Source organism: Streptomyces colwelliae (assembly GCF_048158785.1).
Classification (GTDB): domain Bacteria; phylum Actinomycetota; class Actinomycetes; order Streptomycetales; family Streptomycetaceae; genus Streptomyces.
This window is the reverse complement of the sequence record NZ_JBLTJC010000858.1, coordinates 1-773: the sequence shown is the minus strand read 5'-3', so window position 1 is coordinate 773 and position 773 is coordinate 1. Positions and strand designations below refer to the sequence as shown.

General features: G+C 73.9%; 1 protein-coding gene. It reads right to left on the bottom strand.

The features are described 5' to 3' along the window. Nucleotide 1 precedes the first annotated feature (1 nt). Nucleotides 2-773 (bottom strand): pyridoxal phosphate-dependent decarboxylase family protein (locus tag ACNFOC_RS54835; protein ID WP_416966375.1); only part of this gene is annotated, 772 nt, incomplete at its 5' end.

Below are 773 nucleotides of genomic sequence, written 5' to 3'. Positions count from 1 at the left end.
CTCATCGGGGGGTGTTTCCTTCCACCAGTTTCAGGAGGGCGGCCAGGTCGTCGGGCCGGGTGTGGGGGTTGAGGAGGGTGGCCTTGAGCCAGAGGCGGCCGTCTAGCGCGGCCCGGCCGAGGACGGCCCGTCCCTCGGTGAGGAGTTGGCGGCGTACGGCGGCCACGGCGTCGTCGGTGGCTTCGGCGGGCCGGAACAGGACGGTGCTGATGACGGGTGGGTCGTACAGCTCGAAGCCGGGGTGGTCGCGGATGAGGGCGGCGAACTCCCGTGCGCGGGCGCAGACTTGGTCGACGAGGGTGCCGAGTCCGGTGCGGCCGAGGGTTTTCAGGGTGACGGCGAGTTTGAGGACGTCGGGTCTGCGGGTGGTGCGCATCGAGCGGCCGAGGAGGTCGGGCAGGCCCGCTTCGGTGTCGTCGTCGGCGTTGAGGTAGTCGGCGCGCTGGGTGAGGGCGGCGAGGTCGCGGGGGTGTCGTACGGCGAGGAGGCCGGCGGCGACGGGCTGCCAGCCGAGTTTGTGCAGGTCGAGGGTGACGGTGTGGGCGCGGTCGAGGCCGGCGAGTTTGTCGCGGTGGCGGTCGCTGAAGACGAGGCCTCCGCCGTAGGCGGCGTCGATGTGGAGGCGGGCGCCGTGGGCGGCGCACAGGCCGGCGATCTCGGGGAGCGGGTCGATGAGTCCGGCGTCGGTGGTGCCGGCGGTGGCGGCGACCAGGACGGAGCCGCGGGGGCCGGGCAGCGCGGTGAGGGCCTCGTCGAGGGCGGCGGGGTCGAGG